General features: G+C 50.1%; 7 protein-coding genes. All 7 read right to left on the bottom strand.

The genetic code is table 11. The features are described from left to right. Window positions 1–96 precede the first annotated feature (96 nt). The 7 genes from lpxB to IJN28_03535 all read right to left on the bottom strand — a co-directional run bounded on the left by lpxB (window position 97) and on the right by IJN28_03535 (window position 7,620). Window positions 97–1,236: a lipid-A-disaccharide synthase gene (gene lpxB / locus IJN28_03505; GenBank protein MBQ6712841.1), complete on the bottom strand. Its 1,140-nt coding sequence runs from the start codon at window positions 1,234–1,236 to the stop codon at window positions 97–99. 101 nt (window positions 1,237–1,337) lie between these two features. Next, window positions 1,338–2,144, bottom strand: a complete 807-nt coding sequence (gene lpxI / locus IJN28_03510; protein ID MBQ6712842.1) for a UDP-2,3-diacylglucosamine diphosphatase LpxI — start codon at window positions 2,142–2,144, stop codon at window positions 1,338–1,340. 12 nt (window positions 2,145–2,156) lie between these two features. Next, window positions 2,157–2,978: an acyl-ACP--UDP-N-acetylglucosamine O-acyltransferase gene (lpxA, locus tag IJN28_03515; protein ID MBQ6712843.1), complete on the bottom strand. Its 822-nt coding sequence runs from the start codon at window positions 2,976–2,978 to the stop codon at window positions 2,157–2,159. 203 nt (window positions 2,979–3,181) lie between these two features. After that, on the bottom strand, window positions 3,182–3,607 hold the full coding sequence (gene fabZ, locus IJN28_03520; GenBank protein MBQ6712844.1) for a 3-hydroxyacyl-ACP dehydratase FabZ: 426 nt from the start codon (window positions 3,605–3,607) through the stop codon (window positions 3,182–3,184). A 12-nt stretch (window positions 3,608–3,619) separates the two neighbouring features. Further along, a complete protein-coding gene (lpxC, locus tag IJN28_03525) occupies window positions 3,620–4,444 on the bottom strand; it encodes a UDP-3-O-[3-hydroxymyristoyl] N-acetylglucosamine deacetylase (protein ID MBQ6712845.1) in 825 nt (274 codons plus the stop codon). 144 nt (window positions 4,445–4,588) lie between these two features. After that, window positions 4,589–5,344, bottom strand: a complete 756-nt coding sequence (locus tag IJN28_03530; protein ID MBQ6712846.1) for an amino acid ABC transporter ATP-binding protein — start codon at window positions 5,342–5,344, stop codon at window positions 4,589–4,591. 11 nt (window positions 5,345–5,355) lie between these two features. Further along, the gene (locus IJN28_03535; GenBank protein ID MBQ6712847.1) at window positions 5,356–7,620 is read right to left on the bottom strand and encodes a hypothetical protein; all 2,265 of its coding nucleotides are present in this window, start codon (window positions 7,618–7,620) and stop codon (window positions 5,356–5,358) included. Between the last annotated feature and the right edge of the window lie 135 nt (window positions 7,621–7,755).

A 7,755-nucleotide genomic window follows, 5' to 3' on the forward strand; every position in this document is an offset into this window, starting at 1 on the left:
CACCCGAGGCCAACAGCGCACAAATCATCGCCATGATCAGTCGTCCCATATACGGTCTGATATATGAAAACAGGCGTTTGTAACTGTTCTTCATTCTTATTTCTCCTTATTTCCTACTTCTTCGATAACGCGTGCGACTTTTGCCACTGCTCCGCCTTCACCAAGACGATGAAGGACATCCAAAAGGCCGTCTTTCATCTGACGATAATACGCTTCATCTTCGAGAAGTTTCATGGATTCTTCAAGAATCCTTTCCGCATTGGCCTCGTGCTGGATAAGTTCGGGCACGATGCGTCTGCCGCCTACGATATTCGGCAGGCTGTAATTCGGCAAGTCAAGTACGATGCGTCCGATCCAATAGGTGAGCTTGGCCACCTTATAGACGACGACCATCGGCATCTGCAATATTGCCGCTTCGAGTGTGACGGTACCGCTTGCCGCAATACCCATCGTCGCGATCTGCATGAGGTCGTGCACCCCATCGCGCGTACAATTAACTTTGACATTCACGCGCTCAAGCATCGGCATAACAAGCTCGTCGGGCACGGTAGGTGCAAGCGGAAGATAAAACTGCGCATTTGGCACACGGCGCGCTATCTGTTCTGCCGCTTCGAGCATCGGCGGCAAAAGTCCGTTGATCTCTTGCAAGCGACTGCCCGGCAGAAGCAGGATGATGGGGGAAGCTATATCGGCACCGTAGTGACGATACGCTTCTTCTTTCGTCCGTTTCGGCTTCACGATATCAAGAAGCGGATGACCGACGAATGTAACGGCCGCCCCTGCTTCTTCGTAAACTTTTGCCTCCATCGGGAAGATGGCGGCTACTCTGGCTACGTTTTTTGCTACCGTTTTAGCACGGCCTTTGCGCCACAGCCATGCCGACGGACTGATATACGATACGACAGGAATGCCTTTGTCTTTGGCGACTTTAGCCAGTCGCATATTGAAGTCGGCATAATCGATAACGACAACGACATCAGGCTTACGCTCGTCCATCAAGCGTCCGAGATCGTCGCGCAGTTTGAAAAAACGCGGCAGATTCTTGATGACTTCCGCTACACCGATCACGCCGAGGTCGGCAATATCATAGCAGATATCGACGCCCGCTTCGCGCATCTTCGCGCCGCCCATACCGAACATCTCAATCTGCGGCATATTCTGTTTCAGTTCTTTTGCCACGCTCGCACCGTGCAAGTCACCCGATGCTTCGCCGACCGAAAACATGACTTTCAGCAACCCTGTCAACCTCCATACTACTTATCTTGTTATATAACAAAAACGCGATTCACGCCGCTTATTCGCTTTCGCTGTCACTGCGTCCATCGCGTATCTGTTTCCTATTCCATTACAGCAATCGCAATGCCGGCTTCGTCTGCCATCTGTACAACACGTGCTTGGTCGACAACGAGTGTTTTGCCCGCTTCGATAACAAGCGCACTGGCTTTTGCTTCGATCATAGATTCGAGCGTTTTTACGCCGATCGCAGGCACGTCAAAACGAAGATCCTGCTGCGGTTTCGCTGTTTTGGCAACAACGACCCCACCGCGACCGAGAAGACCGCCGCGTTTGATACAAGCATCTGTACCTTCAATTGCTTCTACTGCCATCAAGGCTCTGTTTTTGACAACAACTGTCTGACCGATGTCCATACGACCGATCTCGCGAGCTGCAGCAAGGCCGAACTCCATATCGGCAAGTTCAGCTTCTGTCGGCTGGCGTTTCGTAAGCACACCAACAGGCGGCATAAGTTGTTTGATAAGAAGTGTCTGATCGAATACCATGATACCTTCGCCTGCAAGTTCTTTTACAAGCGCGAGCATCATCGTATCATCTTTTTTATCAGGAAGCGAGAACAGAAGCTTCTGCATTCTCATGTCGGGAACCGTTCCGTTGAAGAGATGCTCTTTCGTTACTTTGCCGAGCATCGTTACTTCCGTAACGCCTTCTTCTTTGAGCGTACGAATGATCGTGTCAAGCTGACCGACGCTGATCTCGTAAACTTTATTTGCAACTTGTTTCAAGATTGCTGTCTGTGTATCCTCAACGAGGGAGATAACGATAACCTCCATCCCCATCGAGCGAGCCGCCTGCGTGAACAGGATCGGCAAATTGCCGTTACCGGCCAATAATCCAACTTTTTTCATGGAATGCTCTCCTTAATCGTTGTTATCTCTGCGCATACGACAGATACCACGATCGGCACCGCGCAAGAAACGTACAAAATGTTCGATCTCTTCGCAAGACTCTACGTCTTGTTCAATAACTGCGATCGCTTCCGATAAGCTAAGACCCGAACGGAAGAGTATCTTGTATGCTTTTTTGATATTACGACGTGCTGCAGGGCTGATGCCCGCACGCGACATACCCACACTGTTAAGACCTGCAACATAGCTCGGATTGCCGTCGACGATAACGAACGGAGGAATATCCTGCGTGATCTTCGACAAGCCGCCGACCATCGCATTGCGACCGATCTTAACGAACTGATGTACACCTGCCATACCGCCGATAACGGCACGATCTTCTACGATCGCATGACCTGCACACATACCTGCATTCGACATGATAACGTTGTTGCCGATGATGCAGTTATGCGCAACGTGCGTATACGCCATTAAGAGGCAATTCGAACCGACTTTCGTCACTTCTTCTTCACCCGTTGCACGGTGCACCGTTGCATATTCGCGGATCATCGTGTTATCTCCGATGATCGTATAGCTTTTTTCTCCGTGGAACTTCAAGTCCTGCGGTTCACAGCCGATCGAACAGCTGTGGAAAATTTTGCAGTTCTTACCAATAGTCGTCCAACCATCTATAACAGCATGTGCTCCGACCGAAGTACCATCTCCGATCTCAACATTCTCTCCAATGACAGCATACGGACCGATTTTTACATTTTCTCCAATTCGCGCGCCCGGGTGAACCACTGCGGTTTCATGGATATCCCGCAACGAATCTGCCACCTGTTCAGTTTTCATCAGCGCAACAACTCCTTCTGCTCTTCCAAATTCCAACAATTTATATCTGTTAGCCAAAAATCTGTTATGACATCAATTATATAGTCCAAAATAATGAACTGCTTTATGTACTCTGTTTTTCGTCAAAATCGTCTTTGAGAACGATATATCTGCCGTATTCTCACGTTTTCGGCAAATCTTTACCGATTATCGCGTACTTACGGTTACACGAGTGCGAACATGAATTCGCCTTCTGCCGCAAGCTGATCGTCAACGAACGAACGGCAAAGGATCTTACCCATGGTGCCTTTGATGCGAAGGATCTCAGCATGCATAACGAGCTGGTCGCCCGGCACGACTTGTTTACGGAATTTTACTTTGTCCATACCGCCGAATACAGCGAGCTTGCCGCGATTTTCTTCCGGGTACATGAGTGCGATACCGCCGACCTGCGCCATTGCTTCAAGGATCAATACGCCAGGCATGATCGGACGATCGGGGAAGTGACCTTCAAAGAACGGGTCATTGTGCGATACATTTTTGATACCTGTTGCTCTTACGAGCGGTTCCATCGAAGTAATACGGTCAACCAAGAGCATCGGATAACGATGCGGTAAAATTTCTTTAATTTCAGCCGAAGTCAAGATCATATTAAATTCCTCCTATTCTTTTGCTGCGACAATCATTTTCGCAAGTTGTGTATTGAGTGCATGGCTCGATTTGACTGCGATGACATGACCGCGAAGGCCGCCTGTCAAGCCCAAATCGCCAACAACGTCAAGGATCTTATGGCGCACCAATTCGTCTTCATAATGAAGCGGATTGAGTGCCTGCTCTTTGTCATAGATAACTACGTTTTCCATACTGCCGCCAAGACCAAGCCCCATCTTCTGGAGTGCTTCGATCTCATGCGCAAATGCGATCGTACGCGCATTTGCGATCTCCCGTTTAAATTCATCGGGAGTGATCTCGTAGTCACCATATTGAATACCGATGTACGGATGCGGATTGACAGAGGTAAACGATACTCTGAATCCATCGTACGGCACAACAGTAATGAACTTGTCACCGTCGCGTACGGTATATGCCTTGTCTATTACGTGAACCTTCTGCTCTGCTTTCTGCTCGGCGATACCCGCTTCTTCGATCAAGCCGATAAAAAGCTTCGCACTGCCGTCTGCCACAGGCGGTTCGGGAGAGGTGATCTCCACGAGGCAATTCGTTACGCCCATAACATGAAAGGCTGCCATCAAGTGTTCTACTGTGAATACTTTAGCTTCGCCTTCTTCGAGCGTCGTTGCCCGCATCGTATTGGTGACATTGCCTGCCACAGCACGAACCGACGGCTGAGAAGGCAAGTCTACACGTTTAAATACGATGCCTGTATGTTCTTCTGCGGGATGAAGCGTAATCGTTACGTCTTTTCCCGAATGTAATCCAATTCCCGTATACGAGATAGAACGCGCAAGCGTCTTTTGATGCTGCATATACGATCCTCCTTGATACAAATACCTCCTTATATTGTACATAATTATCCTCTATCCCGCAAGAGTTATGCCCCGTTTCTTCTCTTTTTTCTGTACAAAAAGCGAATTTTCGGCGATTCTCTCCTACTTTCTTGCCTTCTCCGCTTACAGGCTGCGTGATGTCTGATCCGTCTGATATTCTATCAAATCACGATATTGTCTGCCGACTTCGGAGCGCGGATGGCGAAAGACAGTTTCGGGCGCGCCCTCTTCGACGATACGGCCTTTGTCCATGAGGAGTATTCGATCGGCAACATGAAGCGCGAACGGCAATTCGTGCGTGACGACGACCATTGCCGCCGCACGATCTTCTGCCAGTTCTTCCATAATAAGGAGGACTTCTCGTACCAAAATAGGGTCAAGCGATGCCGTCGGCTCGTCCCATAATATCACAGGCGGTCGAAAAGCGAGCGCACGCGCAATGGCTACCCGCTGCTGCCCACCGCCCGACAGTTCTCTCGGCAGAGCATCTCGATGCGCCTGCATACCGACTTTGGCGAGCATCTCGTCAGCAAGGACAGAAGCCTCTTCTTTCGCCATACCGTCCGTTACAAGGCCAAGCATGACATTCTCTCTTGCCGTCAGACGACCGATCAGCTGAAATGACTGGAAGACAAATCCGATCCGTTTGCGCATTTGACGAAGTTCGCTCGGCGAAAGTGTCAGCACATCTCGACCACCTACCAAGACAGAACCGCTGTCGGGTATGACGAGTTTATTTATCATGCGTATCGTCGTTGATTTACCGCATCCGCTCGGCCCCATGATGGCGACCGTTTCCCCCGCCCGCACCGAAAACGATACATCATCAACGGCGAGTATATCACCGTACGTTTTTCTTATATTTTTCACTGTCAGCATCACGATCTCTCCTATCGAAATCTGAGTGTGTACCTGTTTAATAGCTGAAGAAGTCCCGGTCTGGCACCGGGGATAACAATCTCTGCCAATATTTCGCTGTCACTCATACCAAGTGACTCGCCTGCCATGATCTCCGTTTCCGAAACAGGGCTGATACGTTCAGCATAGCGTGCGACGATAAGGCCGAGCAGACCTCCGATAACAGGGATCACGAGAAACGGCAGATACGGTACTCCGCCGCCCGCCAAAAGAAAGATGCTCGTCAATAAAAGCGCACCTATACCACTGCCGTAACCGTAAGCTCCCTGCCACAGTTCCCCTACCCTTCGCCAAGACCACATCTTACTGCGCCCGTATCGCTCTCTGTGACGCAGTTTCATCATGCTGATAACGGCCGTATGATCGAGCACCAACAGCAGCACTGTCAGTACCATCGCCGTCAGTCCCGCCAACACGCGTTTGACTTCGTAGAGCATCTGATAGACTTCGAGATACGTGTTCGGCTCAATGATGCCAAGATCGCTTTCGTTGATGCTTGCTTTATCGTGCCCGATCATCTCGTATATCATCGTCGAAGCCGTTTCTGCCGTAAGCTCTCCCGTCGTCAGCAGTTGGATACGTTTATTGGGTACCAAATTCCCTTCTATCAAGCGATCGAGCATGGCTATCGTTTCGTCGATATCATCATCACGCATGTTCGGGATCGCGCCTGCAATAGACTGCATCTCGCCTGCAAGCGATGCGATGTCGGCTTCGGCAAGCGCACGAAGCCCTCTCTCTGCCTGTGCGAGCGACGCTTGTACACGCCCTGCATCGAAGCCTTCCAACGCAGCGATTGCCCGTCTTGTATTGTCTGTCATCTCACCGAAAAACTGCTCGATCTTCTCCGCTTCTTGTGTTCGCGTATGAAATTCATCAAGATACGTACCGAGCGTGACCATATGCTGTTCGACTTCGGCAAGCGATGTTTTGGCTTCGCGCACATCGCGACTTGCCCACGAAACGAGCGTCAACCATCGTCCGACATTATCGACGGCTTTCGTTGCGCGTGCCAGATCGTCACGGAGCTTTGTCGTATCGGCACGCGCTGCTTCGCCCGATGCCTCGCTGATGGCTGCGGACAGTTTTTCCATCTCACTTGCCGCACTTTGAATAGCTGACAGTTTCGCATCGTAGTCGTTCAGTATTGCCTCCGCCTCTTTGATGAGAACATTGATATCCTGCCCGCTCTGCGGCAAGACCGCAGACAGCTCTCCGATCGAGCCGATCGTCTGTGTGAGCCTCAAACGCGGGTTATCCGTTATCGCATCGCCAACGAGCGTTTCTTCTGTCTGTTCATCAAATCGGTACACGACAGCATTCACACCGATATCCTCTGCATCGCCTGCCGTGATGTTTGCTCTCGCTGTTTTGCCTTGAACGGCTGTTACACGCGCTGTTACGTTTCCGGTATCACTTTTGAGCGAAACGATATCACCGACAGACAGTCGCTTTCCTTCCGCCAATGTTATCGTCACGTTCGACCGATACAGCGATAAGAATCGTTTCATCTCGGACAGTACGTTTCTGAGGCGTGCCTCTTCACCACGCTCTTCATCAACAGATACATAGCGAACGAAGTCGGGGCGATATTTCGTATGAAGTTGGCGCGCCATCTCTTCGCCCAATCTTGCAGGTGAAGAAGGTTCTGCTCCGACAGGGAATCTGATTTCTATGACACGATGGGCGGTAAGGATGCGGGCGGCTTCTTCTTGTAAACGCGCGCTGTCTGCCATATCGCGTATCATCACATGAATAGTCGGCCCGTCAAGAAAGACGAACCGTACTCCTTCAAGTCCTTCGAGTTCACGGCTGAGAAGTTCGAGTGCTCCTTGCGGTACACCACGGATACTAAATCGCGGTTCACTGATGATGCTGAGCCCTGCCGCACCCGGCAGGACGGAAAAGTAAGAGTCGATACGCTCGTAGACAGCTTTTGATTTATATGCATCGGGAATCGCAACAAAAAAGTTCGCCCGCCCGCCAATGACAGGTGCTTCTTGATAGTGCCCGCCCGCAAAGTGTTGTGATAGCACCTCTTCTAAGACAGGCTTGGCTTCTTCTTTTTTCTCTTCTTGTACTTGTACGATAAAATCATACTCTCCGTATTCCCCGACAAGGCTGTCCATCGTACTGTGAAAATATCCGTTCGCTACTTCGGCAATAAGATTGGATACAGCCGTACCGAGAAAGATGCTGATAACGAGGAGCAGTATGAGTTTTTTGCCGATCATCATAGTTATCTCACGCCCTTTATTCATCCGCTTAGACTATGGTATATCTTGCCCGAACAGACGAGAGATTATCAATCGCAAGCAAAAGAAAAAGCAGACCTTACCAAGGTCTGCTTTTGATCTTATCAATATGTGAAG

The sequence above is a fragment of the Selenomonadales bacterium genome (assembly GCA_017442105.1).
GTDB lineage: Bacteria > Bacillota > Negativicutes > RGIG982 > RGIG982 > RGIG982.

Excerpts from the sequence above, each read along its gene's own strand:
- lpxI (MBQ6712842.1), bottom strand. The coding sequence starts at position 2,144 with ATGAAAAAAGTTGGATTATTGGCCGGTAACGGCAATTTGCCGATCCTG.
- lpxA (MBQ6712843.1), bottom strand. The coding sequence starts at position 2,978 with ATGAAAACTGAACAGGTGGCAGATTCGTTGCGGGATATCCATGAAACC.
- fabZ (MBQ6712844.1), bottom strand. The coding sequence starts at position 3,607 with ATGATCTTGACTTCGGCTGAAATTAAAGAAATTTTACCGCATCGTTAT.
- lpxC (MBQ6712845.1), bottom strand. The coding sequence starts at position 4,444 with ATGCAGCATCAAAAGACGCTTGCGCGTTCTATCTCGTATACGGGAATT.
- IJN28_03530 (MBQ6712846.1), bottom strand. The coding sequence starts at position 5,344 with ATGCTGACAGTGAAAAATATAAGAAAAACGTACGGTGATATACTCGCC.
- IJN28_03535 (MBQ6712847.1), bottom strand. The coding sequence starts at position 7,620 with ATGATGATCGGCAAAAAACTCATACTGCTCCTCGTTATCAGCATCTTT.